The 19140-nt window shown below is 72.2% G+C and carries 15 protein-coding genes; 7 read left to right on the top strand and 8 right to left on the bottom strand.

The features are described 5' to 3' along the window. Positions 1-119: 119 nt before the first annotated feature. Positions 120-1322: an RNA-guided endonuclease InsQ/TnpB family protein gene (locus SLINC_RS16025; protein ID WP_107406827.1), complete on the top strand. Its 1203-nt coding sequence runs from the start codon at positions 120-122 to the stop codon at positions 1320-1322. Positions 1323-1402: 80 nt separating this feature from the next. Here the strand turns inward: SLINC_RS16025 and SLINC_RS16020 are convergent, their stop codons facing one another. After that, entirely contained in the window at positions 1403-2461 is a 1059-nt protein-coding gene (locus tag SLINC_RS16020) for a hypothetical protein (RefSeq protein ID WP_067432742.1), read from the bottom strand. Positions 2462-2669: 208 nt separating this feature from the next. Further along, a complete protein-coding gene (gene pepN / locus SLINC_RS16015) occupies positions 2670-5249 on the bottom strand; it encodes an aminopeptidase N (protein WP_067432739.1) in 2580 nt (859 codons plus the stop codon). 194 nt (positions 5250-5443) lie between these two features. Between pepN and SLINC_RS16010 the strand changes: the two genes are divergently transcribed. Continuing rightward, positions 5444-6106 carry a mycothiol-dependent nitroreductase Rv2466c family protein gene (locus SLINC_RS16010; protein WP_067432735.1) on the top strand — a complete coding sequence of 221 codons (663 nt, stop codon included), beginning with the start codon at positions 5444-5446 and terminating at the stop codon, positions 6104-6106. A gap of 95 nt (positions 6107-6201) precedes the next feature. On the opposite strand, the gene SLINC_RS16005 is transcribed toward SLINC_RS16010, so the two are convergent. Genes SLINC_RS16005 through SLINC_RS15990 form a run of 4 tightly spaced genes read right to left on the bottom strand, consistent with a single transcriptional unit; the run spans position 6202 to position 10927 of the window. Then, complete coding sequence (locus tag SLINC_RS16005; RefSeq protein WP_067432732.1) at positions 6202-8133, bottom strand: glycosyltransferase family 2 protein; 1932 nt, start codon at positions 8131-8133, stop codon at positions 6202-6204. 10 nt (positions 8134-8143) lie between these two features. Continuing rightward, complete coding sequence (locus SLINC_RS16000) at positions 8144-8389, bottom strand: hypothetical protein (protein WP_067432729.1); 246 nt, start codon at positions 8387-8389, stop codon at positions 8144-8146. A 27-nt stretch (positions 8390-8416) separates the two neighbouring features. Then, positions 8417-9844, bottom strand: a complete 1428-nt coding sequence (locus tag SLINC_RS15995; protein ID WP_067432726.1) for an FGGY-family carbohydrate kinase — start codon at positions 9842-9844, stop codon at positions 8417-8419. Between the two features lie 48 nt (positions 9845-9892). Continuing rightward, on the bottom strand, positions 9893-10927 hold the full coding sequence (locus SLINC_RS15990) for an NAD(P)-dependent oxidoreductase (RefSeq protein WP_067432723.1): 1035 nt from the start codon (positions 10925-10927) through the stop codon (positions 9893-9895). A gap of 165 nt (positions 10928-11092) precedes the next feature. On the opposite strand from SLINC_RS15990, the gene SLINC_RS15985 reads away from it, so the two are divergent. Genes SLINC_RS15985 through SLINC_RS15975 form a run of 3 tightly spaced genes read left to right on the top strand, consistent with a single transcriptional unit; the run spans position 11093 to position 13977 of the window. Then, positions 11093-12568 (top strand): FGGY-family carbohydrate kinase, encoded by a 1476-nt coding sequence (locus tag SLINC_RS15985; RefSeq protein WP_375141483.1) that lies wholly within the window; start codon positions 11093-11095, stop codon positions 12566-12568. Next, a complete protein-coding gene (locus tag SLINC_RS15980) occupies positions 12565-13188 on the top strand; it encodes a histidine phosphatase family protein (protein WP_067432720.1) in 624 nt (207 codons plus the stop codon). The genes SLINC_RS15985 and SLINC_RS15980 overlap by 4 nt, the downstream gene beginning before the upstream one ends. Before the next feature lie 12 nt (positions 13189-13200). Further along, complete coding sequence (locus SLINC_RS15975) at positions 13201-13977, top strand: SAM-dependent methyltransferase (RefSeq protein WP_067432716.1); 777 nt, start codon at positions 13201-13203, stop codon at positions 13975-13977. A 144-nt stretch (positions 13978-14121) separates the two neighbouring features. Here the strand turns inward: SLINC_RS15975 and SLINC_RS15970 are convergent, their stop codons facing one another. Next, the gene (locus tag SLINC_RS15970; RefSeq protein WP_067432714.1) at positions 14122-14763 is read right to left on the bottom strand and encodes a superoxide dismutase; all 642 of its coding nucleotides are present in this window, start codon (positions 14761-14763) and stop codon (positions 14122-14124) included. 148 nt (positions 14764-14911) lie between these two features. On the opposite strand from SLINC_RS15970, the gene SLINC_RS49315 reads away from it, so the two are divergent. Further along, positions 14912-15331 (top strand): hypothetical protein, encoded by a 420-nt coding sequence (locus SLINC_RS49315; protein WP_067432711.1) that lies wholly within the window; start codon positions 14912-14914, stop codon positions 15329-15331. After that, entirely contained in the window at positions 15328-17517 is a 2190-nt protein-coding gene (locus SLINC_RS15960; protein WP_067432708.1) for a tetratricopeptide repeat protein, read from the top strand. The genes SLINC_RS49315 and SLINC_RS15960 overlap by 4 nt, the downstream gene beginning before the upstream one ends. On the opposite strand, the gene SLINC_RS15955 is transcribed toward SLINC_RS15960, so the two are convergent. After that, positions 17518-18897 carry an amino acid permease gene (locus tag SLINC_RS15955; RefSeq protein WP_067432705.1) on the bottom strand — a complete coding sequence of 460 codons (1380 nt, stop codon included), beginning with the start codon at positions 18895-18897 and terminating at the stop codon, positions 17518-17520. Positions 18898-19140: the final 243 nt, after the last annotated feature.

Genomic DNA, 19140 nt, shown 5'->3' with positions numbered 1-19140 from the left:
CGGCATTCGCTGGTAGTGATGATGGTGACGTGATGGGCGTACGAGTGTGCGCTTGCCGCACGTACGGTCTCGTCTCGGAAGACGGAGTGAGTAGGCGCAGCGTGGGAGGGGGCGATGAGGTGTCAGTGGTGAAGGAGCCCGGAGATGGTGGGCATGCCCGGTACACGTACAGGCTTCGTGCGTCGTCGACTGCCTGCACGGCGCTGCTTGCGGAGTGGGACCGCTGCCGCTGGCTCTGGAACGAGTGCGTGGCGCGTTCGAAGAAGGCCCACCGCGAAGGGGAGAAGTGCGGCCCCGCGATGTTGGACAAGATGCTGACCGAGTCCCGCTCGGTGACGCCGTGGCTGGCTGCGGGCTCGTCGGTGCCGCAGCAGCAACTCATTCGTGACTTCGGTAGGTCCCGCGCCAAATCGCTGAAGGACATCAGGGACCGTCTGCCTCAGGGGCTGCGGGCTGGGATGCCCACGTACAAGAAGAGGTGTGAGGCGGACCCGACGCTGAACTACACCCGGCGCGGCTTCCGGATGAAGGACGGCCGCTTGCACCTTGCAGGTGGCATCGTCCTGACGGTGGTGTGGTCGCGGAATCTGCACGCCGACCCGTCGAGCGTGCGCGTGTACCGCGACAGCCTCGGCCACTGGTACGCCTCGTTCGTCGTCCCCGCCGAAGTCCAGCCGCTACCGGAGACCGGCCGCGTGATCGGGATCGACTGGGGTGTGAAGGAGACCGCCACGACTACGTCGGATGCCCACGATCTTCCCCACGCCGGCCACGGTCAGAAGGCTCAGGCGAAGTTGGCCCGGTACGACCGGATGATGGCCCGCCGTAAACCCGCGAAGGGGCAGGCGGCTTCAAAGGGCTACCACGAGGCGAAGAGCTGGCGGGCCAAGACGTGCAAGAAGATCGCATGGCAGCGGCAGGACGCCGGACGCAAGTGGGCGAAGAAGGTCGTGGCCGACCACGACGCCATCGCGGTCGAGAACTTCCGGCCGAAGTTCCTCGCCAGGACCACCATGGCGCGCAAGGCGGCGGACGCCGCCATCGGCGCCACCAAGAAGGCCCTGATCGATATGGGCCGCAAGCACGGGCGGGACGTCCGCCTCGTGCACCCCGCGCACACCACCATGGACTGCGCGTCATGCGGAGCGAGAACCAAGCACGCACTGCCGCTGTCCGAACGCACTTACACCTGCACCGCGTGCGGAGCCGTCTCCCCCAGAGACAAGAACTCCGCTCGTGTGATGCTCGTCCGGGCTGGTCTGAACCCGGCTGGTGTCGAGGGCGTAAGACCTCCTGGAGCGCTGCTCCAGGAGGCGGCCTGAGCCAGGAATCCCCTCGACTTCGAGAGGGAGCAGTCAATACCGGGGCAGTACCACGACGTACGTTGGGTGGTTCGCGGTTGTCAACGAGGCAGCACCACGACATACGCGGCGGGATCGCGGTCGCCGGAGGCCATGAGGGCCGTGCGGACCACCGCCGCCTGCTGTTCCATCGAGTCCCGGAGCTTTTTCGGGGTGATGTGGACGACCGTGATGCCGAGGCGCTCCAGGTGCTCGCGCTTGCGGGCGTACTCGGACCACAGGGCGTCGTCGTCCTGCCGGTTGCCCTGGCGGGGTGCGCGGGTGTCGAGTTCGACGGCGACGGCCTGCTCGGGCCAGTACGCGTCGAGGCCGCCGAGGTGGGGGCCGCCCGGCAGCCTCAGGTCGACGTTCCACACCGGGTCCGGGAGGCCGTACTCCTGGACCATGCGGTAGAGGCGGTCCTCGGCGATCGCGCGGCCCTCGGCGAGCAGGGAGTCGACGGCGTCCACGACGTGCGGCCGGCTCAGCAGCTTGGCGTTGTTCAACTCCCGTACCACCGCAGCCGGTTCGCAGTGGCCGCCGCGCACCGCCTCGGTCAGCAGCCGGCGGACCGCGCCCGCGTCGGTGAGTTCGCCGACCGCGTCGGCCAGGGCGCGCGGCACGGGGGCGACCGGCAGGCCGGTGACCTCCTCCGGGATCGGCAGCGCGGCCGTACGGACGATGCGGGCGCAGCCCGTCGCGCGCAGCCGGCGCATGCGGGGGACCAGGACGTCGATCCGGTCCAGGGCGGTCAGCGGGGGAGTGGCGGAGAAGCCGTGCAGGGTGAGCGCCGCGAGGCCGGTGATCATCGCCTCGGTGTAGACGGGGCGGTGCGGTTCCCCCGCGCCGGGCTGGGCCGGAACCCCGGCGCCGCGCTCCCGGGCCGCGTACGTCAGGACCGCGTGCAGCCGCTCCTCGCCGGTCGGCGGGCCGGGGTGCAGCAGGAAGACACCGGGGAGGATCTGCTGCCAGGGGCCGCCGGGCCGGCACTGCTCGGTGGTCTCGGCGGCCGAGATGCCTCGGGCACGCAACTGCGCGGCCGTCTGGACCCGGCGGTGCACCTCGGCGAGGTGGTGCAGGGGGCGGGGGGAGCACGGGGGGACCGGGGGGTTGTGGTTCATGCACGGGAGGTTCCCGCACCCGATCCGCCCCTTAACCGCTGTTACACGTCCGTCGACAAATACGGACAAGCCAGCACTAAAGGACGGGTGTTCGGGTGCCGAGTAGGCGTGGAAAACCCCTGGTCCGTTCGGGTGTGGACCAGGGGTTACGGTTCCGCTTGACCGAATTTCGTAACGGTGACCGCACGCTCAAGTTTTGGCCAGAGATCTAGGCCGCAGACTCCGCGTCGCACGCCTGTCCGCGCAACGCGCGTGCCAGGTCGTCCCGGCCCTCCAGGACCAGCCGGCGCAGCGCGGGAGCAGCGTCCTCGTGGGCGGCGAGCCAGGCGTCCGCCGCGTCGAGGGTCGCCGGGGACTGCTGGAGCGAGGGGAACAGGCCCTGGACGACGTGCATCGCGATCTGGATCGACCGCTCCCGCCACACCCGCTCGATCACCGCGAAGTACTTCTCGGCGTAGGGCGCGAGCAACTCCCGCTGGGAGGACCGGTCGAAGCCCGCGATGGTCGCCTCCACCAGGGCGTTGGACAACGCGTCCGACTCCACGAGCTGCGCCCACGCCTGCGCCTTCACCGCCGCCGAGGGCCGCGCGGCCAGGCAGCGGACCTGGTGGCGCTTGCCGGACGCCGTGTCGTCACGGGCCAGTTCGGCCGCCAGGGCCTTCTCGTCCGCGGCGCCGTGGGCCGCGAGCGGCTCCAGGAACACCCAGCGCAGCTCCTGGTCCACCACCAGCCCGTCGATCTGCTCCGTGCCCGCGAGCAGGCCCTTCAGCAGCTCCAGATCGTCCGGCAGCGCCGCCGTCGACGCGAAGAACCGCGCCCACGCCAGCTGGTGCTCGCTGCCCGGCTCGGCGGCCCGCAGCTCCCGCAGCGCGCCCTCGGCGAGCAGCCGTCCGCCCGTCTGCCGGTACTCCGGCGCCAGGTAGTTGACCAGCGCCGCGTTCGCCCACGCGTGCAGCATCTGGAGCACCCCGATCCCGGACTCGCGCCCCGCGAACCGCAGCACCAGATCCACGAAGTCCCGCGCCGGCAGCAGCGCGTCCCGCGTCATGTTCCACAGCGCCGACCAGCACAGCGCCCGCGCCAGGGGATCGGTGAGGTCGCCCAGTCCCGCCTTCAGCGTCTCCAGGGAGTTCGCGTCGAAGCGGATCTTGCAGTACGTCAGGTCGTCGTCGTTGACCAGCACCAGCTCCGGCGCCTCGGCCCCGGCCAGCTCCGCCACCACCGTCCGCGGGCCCTCGACGTCCGCCTCGGCCCGCGCGTACCGCTCCAGCGCGCCCTCGGGCGTCCGCCGGTACAGGCCCACCGCCACCCGGTGCGGCCGCAGTTCGGGATGCGACTCGGCGGCCTCCTGCACCACCGCCAGCTCGTCGACGCGTCCCTCGGCGTCCAGCAGCACCTGCGGGGTGAGGGAGTTGACCCCCGCCGTCTGGAGCCAGGCCCGCGCCCACGTGCCCATGTCCCGGCCGCTGGTCTCCTCCAGCACCGACAGCAGGTCACCGAGGCGCGTGTTGCCGTACGCGTGCCGCTTGAAGTAGCGGCGCGCGCCCTCCAGGAACGCGTCCTGGCCGACGTAGGCCACCAGCTGCTTCAGGACCGAGGCGCCCTTGGCGTAGGTGATGCCGTCGAAGTTGAGCTTGGCGTCCTGGAGGTCGCGGATGTCCGCGGTCACGGGGTGCGTGGAGGGCAGCTGGTCCGCGCGGTAGGCCCAGGCCTTGCGGCGGTTGGCGAAGGTGATCCAGCCGTCCTCGAAGCGGGTCGCGCCGACCAGGGCGAAGGCGCCCATGAAGTCCGCGAAGGACTCCTTGAGCCACAGGTCGTCCCACCACCGCATGGTGACCAGGTCGCCGAACCACATGTGCGCCATCTCGTGCAGGATCACGTTGGCGCGGCCCTCGTAGGACGCCTGCGTGACCTTGCCCCGGAAGATGAACTCCTCGCGGAAGGTCACCAGACCCGGGTTCTCCATCGCGCCGAGGTTGTACTCGGGCACGAAGGCCTGGTCGTACTTCCCGAAGGGGTACGGGTAGTCGAAGTGGTCGTGGAAGAAGTCCAGGCCCTGCTTGGTGACGAGGAAGACGTCGTCGGCGTCGAAGTGCGGCGCCAGCCCCTTGCGGCACAGGGCCCCGAGCGGGATCTCCAGCCGGGTGCCGTCCTTGAACTCACGCTCGTAGGAGTCGGTCACGTAGTGGTACGGACCCGCCACCACACAGGTGATGTACGTCGAGATCGGCTTCGTCTCCGCGAACCGCCAGACCCCGTCGCTCTCGGCGCCCACCCCGTTGCTCCACACCGTCCAGCCCTCCGGCGCCCGCACCTCGAAGCGGAACGGCGCCTTGAGGTCCGGCTGCTCGAAGTTCGCGAACACCCGGCGGGAGTCGGCCGGCTCGTACTGCGTGTACAGGTACACCTCGCCGTCCTCGGGGTCGACGAAGCGGTGCAGGCCCTCGCCGGTACGGGAGTAGGCGCACCGGGCGTCCACGACCAGCTCGTTCTCCGCGGCCAGGTCCTCCAGGGCGATCCGGGAACCGTCGAAGACCTCGCTCGGGTCGAGGTCCTTGCCGTTGAGGGAGACGGCGGTCACGCCCGGCGCGATCAGGTCCGCGAAGCTCGTGGCGCCCGGCTCGGCGCAGCGGAAGCGGATCGTGGTGACCGAGCGGAAGGTGCGCGGTCCGTCCCCGGTGTCGTCGCCGACCGCCGAGCGGACGTCGAGGGACACGTCGTAGCTGTCGACGGACAGCAGGGCGGCCCGCTCCCGGGCCTCGTCACGGGACAGGTTCTCACCGGGCACGGATGGAGCTCCCTCGGGTGGTGTTCAGTATGCGGACAGGCCGATCCTGCCATGTGCCGCCGATTCGCGGCAGACGGGAGCGGTGGAGCGGCAGACGGGGGGCGGTGGAGCGGCAGACGGGGGGCGCGGACGGGAATGGTCCGGGCGAGCGCCGGTGTTGCCTTCCGGAAAGGACCGCTTTTACGAGGAGACCCATGTCCGAGACCGCTGCTCCCTCCGGCAAGACCCCCGTCGACTTCTGGTTCGACCCGCTGTGCCCCTGGGCCTGGATGACCTCCCGCTGGGTGCTGGAGGTGGAGAAGGTCCGTGACATCGAGGTCCGCTGGCACATCATGAGCCTCGCCGTGCTGAACGAGGACAAGATCGACCAGCTGCCCGAGGAGTACCGCGAGATGCTCGCGACCAAGGCGTGGCAGCCGGTGCGCGTGGTCACCGCGGCCTGGCAGAAGCACGGTGCGGACGTCCTCGGCCCGCTCTACACCGCCCTCGGCACCCGCATCCACAACAACGACGAGGGCCCCACCGTCGAGGCCATCGCCGGCGCCCTCGCGGACGTGGGTCTGCCCGCCGACCTGATCGACTACGCCGACCAGGAGGACTTCGAGTTCGACGCCGAGCTGCGCGCCTCCCACAAGGAGGGCATCGACAAGGTCGGCCAGGAGGTCGGCACCCCGGTCATCGCCGTCCCCGGCGATGACGGTGAGCAGATCGCCTTCTTCGGTCCCGTGGTCACCCCCGCCCCCAAGGGCGAGGACGCCGCCAAGCTGTGGGACGGCACCCTCGCCGTGGCCTCGGTACCGGGCTTCTACGAGATCAAGCGGACGCGCACCAAGGGCCCGGACTTCAGCAACCTCTGAAGCGACTGAGCAACTTCTGAAGCGACTGAGCAACCTCTGAGAGAAACGTTCGTCCGTCGCCGGGGCCCGGCTCGTCACGAAGGTTCCGGCGCCGCTCAGCCGTTCCGCCCCAGCCGTCGCCGTACCCGCCGCACCTGCCCGTTGTCGGCGACCGCTTCGAGGAACCGGCGCCCGCTGCCGGCCTGGTACGCCGGACCCTGAAGGCGGAGCAGGAGGCCGTCGCGGACGACGGCGTACGCGACCGGGGTGCTTTCCTTCGGCAGGGTGACCGGATGCCGCCCGGTGGGCACCTTCAGCCGGCCGGGCAGACGCAGCACCGCCGTCCCGCCGCTGCCCGGGAGCAGTGTGGCGTCCACGCTCAGGCCGGCCACGGCGACCTTGACGGGAGCCGGGGCTCCGGCCGTCGCGGCGACGTACGGCAGGGAGAGCGACCGCTCCCCGCGCGCGCTGTTGGTGGCGGCGGCCGCCGCGGTGTCGGGGCCGAGCCGGCGCTGACGCTGGTCCACGTCGAGGGCGAGCTGCCCGCTGCCCGTCCAGTACGGGAGCGCGAGCCGCCCGCCGGTCAGCGCCGGGCCCGCGGCCGGGCCGCCTGCGGCGCCGTCACCGGTCACGCGGACCATCCGGTCGACGCCCAGCAGCTGGACGAACGCCCACACGTCGTGCACCCCGCGCTCCAGCGGCCGGCCGCCGGCCAGCCGCTCCGGGTCGAGGCTCAGCCGTCCGGACGCGACCAGACGCGCACGCCCCTCGCCGAGCGGTTCGAGGCGCACCTCCAGGTCGCCCTCCGGGTACCACCAGTCCTCCCGGTCGCGGTCCTTGACGATCAGTTCCGCATAGGCCAGCCGGAACGGATCGCGGACCTCCCAGCCGTCCCGGGTCCCCGGTACGCCGTCCAGCAGCTCCGGGTCGAGCCATCGCTTCCCGTCGCGCTCGACGACGGCCAGCGGCTCGCCGTCCCCGCGCAGCAGCTCCAGCGTGACGTCGGCGACCAGGCGGCCGTCCTCCCAGCGCGGCCCGCCGACCGTGCTGCGGGCCTTGACCTCACGGACGCGCTCCGCGAGCGCCACCGCCCCGTCGAAGTCGCCGCGCTCCAGCAGCTCGGCCCGCAGGCGGGACACCGCGGGCAGGCCCTCCCGCACGGCCGCCGGGAACTCCTCCCGGGCCAGCTCCCGGGCCGCCTCGAAGCGCTGCCGCTGCTCGGCCGGGTCCTCGCGCAGGATCTCGGGCTCACGGGTCCGGGAGAGGACCTCCACGTGGTACAGGCGGTGCAGCAGCCGGTTCTGGAGCGCGTCGACGTCGTCCGAGGCCTCGGTGCCGTCCTTGATCCGGCCCACGATCGTCCGGCAGTTGGCCCAGAAGCCGTGCCGGGGGTTGAACCGGTGCTGGGTGTTGTTGCCGCCGTCGTCCCGCTTCATCCAGTAGTAGCAGGGGTAGTCGGCGAGCACCGCGATCCGCTCGGCCTTGAGATAGGCGGCGCTGACGAACGCCAGGTCCTCCAGGATCCACGGCCCCTCCGGGAACCGCAGCCCGTGCTCCTCGACGAAGGCCCGCCGGAACATCTTGTGCGGCGACATGCTCTGCATGAGCTCGTCGTTCTCGATCGTGCAGGCGTCGATCGTGTGCCGGAACAGCCGCCGGGGCCGCACCATCGTGGAGGACATCTTGCCGAGCACGACATCGGCGTCGTTGCGTATCGCGTGCTCGTACAGCCGCTCCAGCGCCTCGGGCCCGAGGGTGTCGTCGTGGTCGACGAACTGGATGTACTCGCCCCTGGCGTGCCGCATGCCGAGGTTGCGGGGCGCGCCCGGCCAGCCCGAGTTCGGCCGGGTGTGCACCTGGACGTTCGGATGCGCGTCCGCGATCTTCTGGAGCCGGTCCAGCGTGTCGTCCGTCGACCCGTCGTCGACGTAGACCACCTCGTACTCCTCGGGCGGCAGGCTCTGCCCGAGCAGCGACGGGGCACATTCGTCGACGTACTTCCCGGTGTTGTAGACGGGGACGATCACGCTGACCTTGACTCTCGGCATTCCACGGACCCTACCCGTCCGCCCCTTCCTGCGCTGTGGCCTCCTTCTCCCGGAACTCCTCGGGCAGCAGGCCGCCGCCGCGGGTGTGCAGATACGGCTGGTACCACAGACAGCCCTTGGCGGTGCACCGCCAGAGATTGCCGACGTAGTGCCGGGCCCCCTTGTCCTCCCGGACCGCCGCCTTCTCGGCCTCGTTGAGCATGCGGAACGTCTGTCTGCTGCGGCAGGTGGGACACTCCCGCTCGATCTCCGCCATCAATCCCCCTCTTGTTCAGCGGTCCGCTCAGGTGCGGGCGCGGTCGCGCGCCTCCTGGAGGCGGGCCAGGTGGTCCTGGTAGCCCTTCGCGTAGTACGCGGCCCGGCCCGGGTCCGGTTCGACGACGGCCGTGGGACGCGTCCACTCGGCCGCGTCCAGCGCGACCCCGTACCGTTCGGCCGCCGCGAGGACCGCGCCCCGGGCGCCCACCTCGCCCTCGACGACCCGCAGGGGACGGCCGAGGACTTCGGCGAGGAGCCGCATCCAGGCGCCGCTGCGGGTGCCGCCGCCGCAGACCGCGAGGGAACCGGTGAGTCCGGCGGCCTCCAGACAGTGCCGGGCCGCGTACCCGATGCCCTCGCAGGTCGCGCGGATCAGATCGGCGGGCGTGGACTCCAGGGAGACACCGGTGAGTTCGGCGCGCAGCCGCGGCTCGACGAAGGGGGCGCGTTCGCCCGAGGGCGCGAAGTACGGCAGCACCCGGACCCCGTGCGCGCCGGGCGGGGTGGCGGCGAGCAGGTCGTCCACCTCCTCGTGGCGGACGCCCGTCGTGGACAGCACCCAGTCGAGCGCGGCCGTGCCGACCATCGCGGGCATGGCGCGCAGCCGGTGGCCGGGCCGGTCGGTGGAGATGTACAGGCCGGCCGGCTCGCCGTCGAGGTCGAGGTCGGTCGTCGCGACCAGCGCGGCCAGACAGGTACCGACGATCAGCAGCCCGTCCCCCGGGGTGGTCACCCCGGCGCCGAGCGCGCTGGCCGGCAGGTCGTAGGGGCCGTTGGCGATCCGGGTGCCGGCGGGCAGGCCCTCGCCGCGCGTACCGCCCGTCGCGACGGGATCGCTGACCGGCGGGAGCAGGCCGCGGCGGTGGGTGAGGCCGAGCAGCTCCACGACCCGGTTGTCGTACATCCGGGTGCGCGGGTCGAGGAACGGCATCGACGCGTCCGACACGTCCGTCGTCGCCCGGGACGCCCCGGTCAGCCGCTGGAAGACCATGTCCTTGCAGTAGACGGCGGCCCGTGCCGCGTCCAGGGCCTTGGGCTCGTGCCGGTCCAGCCACGCCAGCAGCGGGCCCGGGGAGCCGGGGAACATGGCGCCGCCGGTCCGCCGGAACACCGTCTCGAAGGTGCCGTCGGCCAGCCACTGGTGGACCAGTTCGTGCGCCCGCCCGTCCATCCAGGAGGCCGCGGCCCGCACCGGGCGGCCCTGCCCGTCCACCAGCCACACCCCGTCGCCCTGCCCGGTCAGCCCGGCCAGCTCGACCGGCTCGGGCACCTGCCGGGTCACCTCTTCCAGGACGGCGACGACGGCCGCGTACACCTCCTCCATGTCCTGCTCGACGAACCCCTCGTGCAGGGCCAGTCCCACCGGGCGGGACCCGACGGCCAGCGCACGGCCGGCGCCGTCGAAGGCGGCGGCCTTCACCATGGACGTGCCCACATCGATACCGACGTACATGCGTCTCTCCTCCGTGGCTCGCGTAAGTCCCGTGCTCGGGCGAGGACCTCAGGTCAGGCAGTGCGCCAGGGGCTCGCCGCGCACCCAGCGGCCCACCTCCAGGGCCGCGATCGCGGCCGCCTTCTCGGCCACCGCCCGGCTCGCCCCGCCCAGGTGCGGGGTGAGGACCACGCGGTCCCGCAGACCCGGCAGCCGTGAGTCCGCGGGCAGCGGTTCGCGCTCGTAGGTGTCCAGGGCCGCCGCCGACAGCCGGCCGCTCTCCAGCGCGTCGCACAGGGCGCCCTCGTCCAGCAACGGGCCGCGTGCCACGTTCACCACCACCGAGCCCCGTGGCAGCAGCCCCAGCTCCCGGGCGCCGATCAGGCCGCGGGTCTCGGCGGTGAGCCGGGCGTGCAGGGAGATCACCCGGGACCTGCGCAGGAGGTCGTCCAGCGAGGACAGGCGCAGACCGTGGATCTCGTGGTGGTGCACATACGGGTCGTACACCATCACCTGCGCGCCGAACGCGCACAGCACGCGGGCCACCCGGCTGCCGACGGCGCCGTAGCCGACCAGCCCGACCGGCAGGTCCTCCAGCTCCAGACCGCTCTGCTCGTACGTGTAGTAGGCGGCGCCCTCCCAACTGCCCCGCCCGGCCAGCGGTTCGTGGGCCTGGGGGATGCGGCGCAGGGCCGCCAGCATCATGCCGACGGTGAACTCGGCGGTGGCGGCGGCGTTGCGGCCGGGTGTGAAGCACACGCGCACGTCCCGGGTCTTGGCCGCGTCCAGGTTCACGTTCACCGGGCCGCCCCGGCACACCACGACCAGGCGCAGGTCCGGCGAGGCCGCCAGGACGCGTTCGGTGACCGGGCCCATCTGGGTGACCAGCACCTGGGCGCCGGCCAGCGCCTCGATCATCGCGTCCTCGGCGTCGCTGGCCTCGGTGACCTCCGCGACCGGGCCGAAGGGCTCCAGAGGCCAGCCGAGCGTCAGGGGCCGCACCTCCGCGGGCCGGTCGCCGACCGCGGCGGACACCGCCCGCTCGATCAGCTCCGGCAGGACGAAGTGGTCACCGGCGGCCACCACTCGCAGGGTCTCGCTCATCGCAGCGCGTCTCCCGTCTCGGCGTCGACAACACGGGTGAGCCGGGGCGGCCCGGACCCGTCCGTACCCATACCTGCCCACTACGGGCACGGAAGACCCGGTCGTCCCCCGCATGAGGTGAGAGGCTCGGAGCTCCGGTCACGACAATGCGGGAGGTTCCGGATCGTGGGTGCGGACGAGACATGGCTCGGGATCGATCTGGGGACGCAGAGCGTCCGGGTCCTGCTGGTGGCCGCCGACGGCACCGTCCTCGGCAGCGGTTCCGCGCCGCTGGCCGGCCGGCGGGAGGGCGCGCGGCACGAGCAGGATCCCCAGGGGTGGTGGGAGGCGGTGTGCGCCGCGTCCAGGACCGCGCTCGGCCCCCTGCCGGACGTCCGCGTCGGCGGCCTCGCCGTGTGCGGCACCTCCGGCACGGTCCTGCTCACCGACGGCCCCGGACGGCCCCTGACCCCCGCCCTGATGTACGACGACGGGCGGGCGGCTGCCGAGGCGGCACGGCTCCGGGAGGCGGGGCTCGCGGTGCAGGACACCTGGGCGTTGCCGAAGGCGCTGTGGCTGCTGGCGGAGTACGGCGGCGAAGGGGCCCGGATCACCCACCAGCCCGACGTGATCACAGCCCGGCTGGTCGGCGGACCGGTGCCCACCGACTCCAGCCACGCCCTCAAGACGGCCTACGACGTGGAGGCCGAGGCCTGGCCGGAGGTGCCTGGACTGCCCACCGGCGCGCTGCCCGACGTCGTACGGCCCGGTACCCGGCTCGGCGAGGTCTGCCCGGCCGCCGCCGAGGCCACCGGCATCCCGGCCGGCACCCCCGTGATCGCGGGGATGACCGACGGCTGCGCGGCGCAGATCGCCTCGGGCGCCCTGCGGCACGGCTCCTGGAACTCGGTGCTCGGGACGACCCTCGTCCTCAAGGGCGCCTCCCCGGAGCCCGTCCGGGACGCCACCGGCGTGGTCTACAACCACCGTGCCCCGGACGGCACATGGCTGCCCGGCGGGGCGTCCAGCGTGGGTGCCGGAGTGCTCGCGGCACGCTTCGCCGACGCGGACCCCGCCACCATGGACGAGCGGGCCGCCGCCTTCGAGCCGTCCGGCGCGGTCGCCTACCCCCTGGTGGCGTCCGGCGAGCGGTTCCCGTTCCTGGCGCCCGACGCCACCGCCCTGCTGCTCGGTGACCCCGCCGCCGACGCCGACCTGTGGGCCGCGCTGCTCCAGGGCGTCGCCTTCACCGAACGCCTGTGCCTGGACTACCTCCACCACCTGGGCGCCCCCCTCGACGGACCGCTCACCTTCACCGGCGGCGGCGCCCGCAGCGCCTACTGGAACCAGCTGCGCGCCGACGTCCTCGGCCGCCCGGCCCGCGTCCCCGAACAGACCGAACCGGCCCTGGGCATGGCCGCGCTGGCCGCGTACGGCACAGGCACCGGCTCCAGCGGCTCCGGCCCGGCCTCCGGCCTCGCCGACATCGCCGCCCGCATGGCCCGCGTCCGCACGGTCGTCGACCCCCGCCCCGGCCGCACGGCCCTGTTCGCCGAGCCGTACGCCCGTCTCGTCGACGAACTCACCGCCCGCGGCTGGCTTTCGGCCCCCGTGGCCGCCCACGCGCGCGCCCGCCTGGACCGGGATACTGCACAGTCATGAGGACGACCTTGCTGCTGGCCCGGCACGGGCAGACGATCTGGCACGCCGAGAACCGGTACGCCGGTGTGAGCGACATCGGGCTCACCGACGAGGGACGGGCCCAGGCCGAGGCCCTGGGCCGGTGGGCCGCCGCGCACCGGCCGGACGCGGTCTGGACCTCCCCCCTCTCCCGCGCGATCGCCACCGCCGAACCGGCCTGCCGCGCCCTCGGCCTCACCCCGCACCGCGAACCCGGCCTCAGGGAGTGCGACTTCGGCGTGCTGGAGGGCCGTACCCTCGCGGAGTTCGCCGCCGAGGTCCCCCAGGCGGCCGAGGCGTTCCGGGCGGACCCGGTGACGTACCCCTTTCCCGACGCGGAGGACCCGCTCGAAGCCGCTTCCCGGGGAACCGCCGCCCTGCGCCGCATCGCCGCCGCCCACCCCGGCGGCCGGGTCCTCGTGGTCGCCCACAACACCCTGCTCCGCCTGGTGCTGTGCACCCTGCTGTCGATCCCGCCCGGGGAGTACCGCAGGGTGTTCCCCCGGTTGCGCAACGCGGCCATCAGCGAACTCGGTGTGAACACCGACGGTTCCGCCGCACTTCTCTCCCTCAATGTGCCCTGCGAACCGGATGTTCCGTAGCACCATGAGCCCATGACGGAGATCGACACCTCGGTGCCGCATTCGGCCCGCATCTGGAACTACTGGCTGGGCGGCAAGGACAACTACCCCGTGGACGAGCTGGCCGGCGACGCCTACACCGCCGTCTTCCCCGGCATCTCCACCATCGCCCGCAGCAGCCGCGCCTTCCTCGGGCGCAGCATCCGTTACCTGGTCCAGGAGGCGGGCGTCCGCCAGTTCCTGGACGTCGGCACCGGACTGCCCACGGTCGACAACACCCACGAGGTCGCCCAGCGCCACGCCCCCGAGTCCCGGATCGTCTACGTCGACAACGACCCGCTGGTCCTCGCCCACGCCCGCGCCCTGCTCACCTCCACACCCGAGGGGGCGACGGCGTACGAGGACATCAGCCTGTCCGAGCCCGAGCGGATCCTTCAGGCGGCCGGCCGCACGCTGGACCTGACCCGGCCGACCGCCCTGATCCTCAGTGGCATCCTCGGCCATGTCGACGGTCACGACCGGGCCCTCGACCTCGTCCGCCGCCTCCTGGCCGGCCTCCCCTCCGGCAGCTACCTCTCCGTCAACGACGGCTCCCGCGGCACCGACCCGGACTACGAGCAGGCCCAGGACGCCTACAACGAGACCGGTGCCGTCCCCTACTTCCTGCGCCCGGTGGACCAGATCGAGGCGTACTTCGAAGGACTGGAGCTGGTGGCGCCCGGCGTGGTCCCGGTACCGCTGTGGCACCCGGAACCGGGCACGGACCCGTCCCCGGTCGGGCAGCACGGAGGGCTGGGGCGCAAGCCGTAGCCCTCCGTGCTGCCGTCGGCGCACGGGAGAGCCCCCGCGAGTCACGTCCTCGCGGGGGCTTCCTTGTTTCCGCCCGCCGTCGTGAAGGGTGAGAAGACGATCACGAGGCGGGACGTTCAGGGGGTACGGGACGGTCGAGGGCCGTCAGGGGGCCAGTAGCAGGACGTCCGCCCGGGACTTCGCGGCGTCGTAACGCCGGGCCACGTCCTGCCAGTTGACGACCTGCCACATCGCCTCGATGAAGTCGACCTTCTGGTTCCGGTACTGGAGGTAGAAGGCGTGCTCCCAGGCGTCGAAGACGAGGACCGGCACCGAGCCCTGCCCGACGTTGCCCTGGTGGTCGTAGACCTGCTCGACGACAAGGCGCCCGCTGAGCGGCTCGTAGGCGAGCACACCCCAGCCGGAGCCCTGTGTGGTCGCCGCGGCCTTGGACAACTGCGCCTTGAACCCGGCGAAGGACCCGAAGGACTCGGTGAGGGCGTCCGCGAGTTCCCCCACACCGTCGGCGGCGAGCGGCTCACCGCCGCCCTCGCCGGTCATGTTCTGCCAGTAGATGCTGTGCAGGATGTGCCCGGAGAGATGGAAGGCCAGGTTCTTCTCCAGCCCGTTGACCGAGCCCCACGACTCCTTGTCCCGCGCCTCCGCCAACTGCTCCAGGGTGTCGTTGGCCCCTTTCACATAAGCCGCGTGGTGCTTGTCGTGGTGCAGCTCGATGATCTCCGGGCTGATCACGGGGGCGAGTGCGGAGTAGTCGTAGGGCAGTTCAGGAAGCGTGTAGACGGGCATGGGGGTCCCCTCCGAACTCTTATTGCAACTTACTTGCAACTACACGCTAGCAGCAAGAGGGGTGAGGGGTCTGCGCGGGCACGCGGAACGGTGATGCGGGCAGATGGGAGCCGACCTACGATCGGTCCTCGTAGGAGAGGGGGCGGCCATGGGACCGGAGATCGCCGAGCTTGCCAGGACCGCGGGAACGACGATGGTGACGCTGATGGCCGGCCAGGCCTGGGAGTCGGCCCGCGAGGGACTGGTCTCCCTCTGGCAGCGCTTCCAGCCCGACCGCGCGGAGGCCGTCGGCGGTGAGCTGGAGGCCACCCGCGAGGACCTCCTGCTCGCCCAGCGGTCCGGCGACACCGACACCGAGTCCGAACTCACCGCCGAATGGCAGGCCAGAGTCCGCCGCCTCCTGGTCGCCCGCCCCGAGGTCGCCGACGAACTCCGCCGCATCCTGGCGGAGTCGAGCCCCGCGCTCCCGGAGTCCCGGCCCTCCGTCGACGTCCGCCTGAGCGCCGAGGTCTCCGGCAGCGGCCGCGTCTACCAGGCCGGCCGCGACCAGCACATCACCGAACGATGAGCGAACTCGGCGCCCGCGCCTCCGGCCAGGGGCGGATCTTCCAGACCTCCGGCGATCAGTACATCCAGGAACACCACCATCACTACGACGCCGGCGCCGGCCCGCTCTTCGGACGCGAGGTCGTGTCCGCGGCGACGGTGACCGGACCGGCCGCCCCCGACTCCGTCCGCATGCCGCTGGTCGGCCGCGCCCCGGGCGTCCTGCGCAACCGCGAGGAGCTCCGCGAGGTGCTGGGCGCCGCCGTCGCCGGGCCCGGCGGTGACATCCACGTCGTCCACGGCATGGGCGGCTGCGGCAAGACCGCCCTGGCGTACTGGCTGTTCACCTCGGCCCTCCGCGATCACGGTCGCGTCGGGTTCTGGGTCAACGCCTCCGAGCGGATGTCCCTGCGGGCCGGCATGCTGGCCGTCGCCGGCGACCGCGGCGCGGCGCCGGGCGAGTTGGCCGCCGCGTCGGCCGGACAGCGCGCCGCCGCCGACCTCGTCTGGCACCACCTCGACCACTCGGCCGACCCCTGGCTCCTCGTCCTCGACAACGCCGACGACCCGACGGTCCTGGAGGACGGGGCGTGGCTGCGGGCCAGCGGGCGCGGGGTGGTCCTGGTCACCACCCGGCACGCCACGTCCCCGCTGTGGCGGACACCGGGGGCCGCTCGGCACCCCCTGGGCGTCCTGCCCCTGGACGACGCGGCCCAGGTCCTGTGCGACCTCGCCCCGGACGCGGGCGACCTGACCTCGGCCCGCAAGGTCGCCGAACGCCTCGGCCGCCTCCCTCTCGCCCTCACCCTCGCGGGATCCCATCTCGCCCACCAACTCCTGGAGTCCTGGTCCATGGACGAGTACGACCGCAAGCTGGGGGAGGAGTCCACGGCGATCGTCGACGGCGGCGCGTCCGGATACGGCGGCGGCACCTCACGCCATCTGGTGGGCCGCACCTGGCAGTTGTCCCTGGACACGCTGGCGGCCCAGGGGGCACCGGAGGCGACGACACTGCTGCGGCTGCTGTCGTTCCTGGCGGCGGATCCGGTGCCGTTGAGTGCGCTCGCGCCCCTGGCCCGGGGAGAGATCGTCGCCGAAGGGCTCGAACCCGCCCTGACGCCAGGGAAGTTGGAACCCGCACTGCGTGCGTTGCTCGATCACTCCCTGGCCGAGTTGGTCGAGGCCGACGGGGAGCGGTGTGTACGGGCGCATGGGGTGCTGCTGGACAGTGTGGGGGCGGGGGTGCCGGAGGGGCAGCGCGCGGTTCTGGCGGAGGTGGCTGCCGAGTTGCTGGAGACCGCTCTGCCCGAGAAGGGTGCGGAGCCTGGAGCCATGAGCCGCCTCGGCGTGCTCGCGCCGCATGCCAGAGAGCTGCTGGAGAAGGCGCCCGGTGAACGGACCGTCGCGTTGGCGGTGCGGACGGTCCGGCAGGTGTTCGACTCCGGGGACTTCGCGGCCGCTCTCGAACTCGCCCCCGGCGTCGCACGACAGAGCGAGGCGGTTGTGGGGCCGGAGCATCCGCTGGCCCTGGAGGCACGGCATGTGGAGGCCTGGGCCCTGACCAGGATGGGCCGGTACTCCGAGTCCGAGGCGTTGCACCGCTCGGTCCTCGGTACCCGCGAACTCGTCCTGGGACCCGATCATCCCGACACGTTGAGCAGTTGCTTCGGCCTGACCTGGCCGCTGTACCTGGCGGACCGGGGCGAGGAGGCCGAACGCTTCATCCGGCGGGCGCTCGACGGACAGCGGCGCGTGCTGGGGGAGGAGTCCCCGGAAGCGCTGTACACCTGGGCGAACCTGCTCGAAATGCTGCCGCACGTCGGAAAGGGGCAGGAACTCGCCTCCGAGGCCGAGGCGTGCCTTCGCGTCTGCGAGCGGGCCCTGCCGCCGGACCACCGGACGACGTTGATCGCCCGGCACGGCTATACCGACGGCCTGCGGGTCCTGGGGCGTTGCGAGGAAGCCGAGCCCTTGGCCCGTCGGGTGCTGGACGACTACATCCGTCTCCAGGGGCCCGATCACCCCGTGAGCCTTGCGGCCCTGTCGCTCGTCGCCCGGATCGCCCACGGACTGCGCCGGTTCGACGAGGCCGTCGCGACGCTCGAAGAGGTCATCGCGCGCCGCGAGCGGGTCCTCGGCGCCGAGCACCCGTTCATCGTGGACAACCGGCGATGGCTCACCGAATGGCAGGCCGAGGCCCGCCCCTGATCAGCCCTTGGCCTCCCGGGCCCGCTGCCAGGCGTACCCCACCCCCGCCAGCACCACCGTCATCCCACCCGTCCAGTACAACTGCACCCGCGTCCCCGGCTCCCGGGCCATCAGCACGAACACCGCGACCATCCCCGCCATCGCGACCCACGTCAGCACGGGAAACGCCCACATCCGCACGGCGAGCCGCTCCGGTGCCTCCCGCTCCAGCCGTCGCCGCAGCCGCAGTTGGGAGACGGCGATGAAGGACCAGACGACGAGGATGACCGCGCCGATCATGTTGAGGAGCCAGGGGAAGACGTCGTCGGGACGCCAGTAGCTGAGCGCGACGCACACGAAACCGAACACGCTGGACGCCAGTACGGCGAGCCGTGGCACCCCGCCGGACACCCGGCCCAGGGCCTTGGGGCCCTGCCCCCGGGCCACCAGGGAGTACGCGATGCGCGAGGAGCCGTAGATGTTGGCGTTCATCGCGGACAGCAGCGCGACCAGGACCACCACGTTCATCAGCTGACCCGCACCCGGGATGCCGAGGGAGTCGAGCGCGGCGACGTACGGGCCCTTGGAGACGACGGCCGGGGAGTCCCAGGGGACGAGGGTCACGATGACGGCCATGGAGCCGATGTAGAAGAGGGCGATGCGCCACATCGCGGTGCGGACCGCGCCCGCCACACCCCGTACGGGATCCTCGGACTCGGCCGCCGCGATGGTGACCGTCTCCAGCCCGCCGTAGGCGAAGACGGAGGCGAGGAGTCCGACGACCAGTCCGTCGGTGCCGTGGGGCAGGAAGTCGGCCAGGTGCGCGGTGCCCGGGGAGTCCGTGCCGGGCAGGAGCCCGGCGATCGCCAGCACGCCGAGCACGAGGAACAGCGAGATCGCCGCGACCTTCAGTGCCGCGAACCAGAACTCGAACTCGCCGAAGTTCTTCACCGCGGCGAGGTTCGCCCCGCAGAACAGCAGCATGAACAGCGCCACCCAGGCCCACTCGGGCGTCCCCGGCAGCCAGCCGGTCACGATCTTCGCCGCGCCGATCCCTTCGAGGCCGACGGCCGTGCAGAGCAGGACCCAGAAGGACCAGCCGGCGGTGAAGCCCGCCCAGGGCCCGATCGCGCGCTCGGCGTGCGCGGAGAAGGAACCGGAGGACGGATACGCGGCCGACATCTCGCCGAGCATCCGCATCACCAGCATCACGAGGAGACCGGAGAGGACGTAGGCGATCACGATCGACGGACCGGCGGCCGCGATACCGGCGCCGGAGCCGACGAACAGTCCGGCGCCGATGACCCCGCCGAGGGCGATCATCGACAGATGGCGCTGCTTGAGACCGTGGGAGAGCGAGGCGTCGGACTCCCGCGGAGTGCTGACGGTGGTGCTGGGCATGGGCGCGGCTCGTCCAATGCGTGAGAGGGCAAAAACGCCCACAGTCTACGGCTCGGGCCACGCGGCGATCGCTCGGGAAGGTTCCGCCGAATTGGCGGAACCTTACAGACGCCCCGATCGGGCTCCTCGTAGCCTGTGCCACCCCACCTCAGTGACGGGCGTCACGCCGTACCGCGTGTAACCCGCACTCTTTGTGCGGAGCCCACCAAGCCGCCGTTCCCCCCTTTGTCGGGCGGTGACGGT

Origin of the sequence: Streptomyces lincolnensis, from assembly GCF_001685355.1 — a bacterium.
In the GTDB taxonomy this organism is placed as follows: domain Bacteria; phylum Actinomycetota; class Actinomycetes; order Streptomycetales; family Streptomycetaceae; genus Streptomyces; species Streptomyces lincolnensis.
Note: the sequence above shows the minus strand (reverse complement) of the source record. Positions and strands in the feature narration are given on the sequence as shown.

Bases quoted from the DNA above. Each gene is read 5' to 3' on its own strand.
- SLINC_RS16020 (WP_067432742.1), bottom strand. From the start codon at position 2,461: ATGAACCACAACCCCCCGGTCCCCCCGTGCTCCCCCCGCCCCCTGCAC.
- SLINC_RS16010 (WP_067432735.1), top strand. From the start codon at position 5,444: ATGTCCGAGACCGCTGCTCCCTCCGGCAAGACCCCCGTCGACTTCTGG.
- SLINC_RS16005 (WP_067432732.1), bottom strand. From the start codon at position 8,133: ATGCCGAGAGTCAAGGTCAGCGTGATCGTCCCCGTCTACAACACCGGG.
- SLINC_RS16000 (WP_067432729.1), bottom strand. From the start codon at position 8,389: ATGGCGGAGATCGAGCGGGAGTGTCCCACCTGCCGCAGCAGACAGACG.
- SLINC_RS15995 (WP_067432726.1), bottom strand. From the start codon at position 9,844: ATGTACGTCGGTATCGATGTGGGCACGTCCATGGTGAAGGCCGCCGCC.
- SLINC_RS15990 (WP_067432723.1), bottom strand. From the start codon at position 10,927: ATGAGCGAGACCCTGCGAGTGGTGGCCGCCGGTGACCACTTCGTCCTG.
- SLINC_RS15980 (WP_067432720.1), top strand. From the start codon at position 12,565: ATGAGGACGACCTTGCTGCTGGCCCGGCACGGGCAGACGATCTGGCAC.
- SLINC_RS15975 (WP_067432716.1), top strand. From the start codon at position 13,201: ATGACGGAGATCGACACCTCGGTGCCGCATTCGGCCCGCATCTGGAAC.
- SLINC_RS15970 (WP_067432714.1), bottom strand. From the start codon at position 14,763: ATGCCCGTCTACACGCTTCCTGAACTGCCCTACGACTACTCCGCACTC.
- SLINC_RS49315 (WP_067432711.1), top strand. From the start codon at position 14,912: ATGGGACCGGAGATCGCCGAGCTTGCCAGGACCGCGGGAACGACGATG.
- SLINC_RS15960 (WP_067432708.1), top strand. From the start codon at position 15,328: ATGAGCGAACTCGGCGCCCGCGCCTCCGGCCAGGGGCGGATCTTCCAG.
- SLINC_RS15955 (WP_067432705.1), bottom strand. From the start codon at position 18,897: ATGCCCAGCACCACCGTCAGCACTCCGCGGGAGTCCGACGCCTCGCTC.